The organism is Paratractidigestivibacter sp. (genome assembly GCF_052362415.1).
Taxonomy (GTDB): Bacteria; Actinomycetota; Coriobacteriia; order Coriobacteriales; family Atopobiaceae; genus Paratractidigestivibacter.
Genome location: NZ_DAWEMK010000187.1, coordinates 1 through 521, shown reverse-complemented (window position 1 = coordinate 521; position 521 = coordinate 1). Strand labels below are relative to the sequence as shown.

Here is a 521-nt window from a genome sequence, read left to right as displayed (position 1 = left end):
ACCATCGTCGTGAACTCGATGAGAAGCTACGTCGCCAGCAAGCACAACAGCGAGGCCAAGGTCTAATTTTGAAAAATGTGCAAAAAAGGAGGCTTCCCGTCGGGAAGCCTCTTTTTTTGCTTTGTTACCAGCTCGCGACCGTGCCGTCGCATCTCGGTTCGGTGCCCGCGGCGTAAACGCCGTTTTCGCACTTCCAGATGATCTCGCCGCGGCCCATGGCCGTGCGGTCGTTGACGATCTCGACCTCGTGCCCCATTGCTCGCAGCTGCTCGGCGATCACCTCGCCCGCCTCGCGCTCGATCTGGAGCTTTTTGCCGCCGATCCACTGGATGCGCGGCGCGTCAAGCGCCTCCTGCGGGTTCATGGCGTAATCGATGGTGCTCGTCAGCACCTCGACCTGCCCCTGCGGCTGCATGAACGCGCCCATCACGCCGAACGGGCCGACGGCCTCGCCGTCCTTGAGCAGAAAGCCCGGGATGATCGTGTGGTAGGACTTCTTTCCACCCTCCAAATAGTTATCG

The 521-nt window shown here is 60.7% G+C and carries 1 protein-coding gene; it reads right to left on the bottom strand.

Going from position 1 to position 521, the window contains the following annotated elements; genetic code table 11:
- Positions 1 to 124: 124 nt before the first annotated feature.
- On the bottom strand, positions 125 to 521 hold a 397-nt coding region (locus tag ACT84W_RS10725), incomplete at its 5' end, for a gamma-glutamyltransferase (protein WP_444329210.1).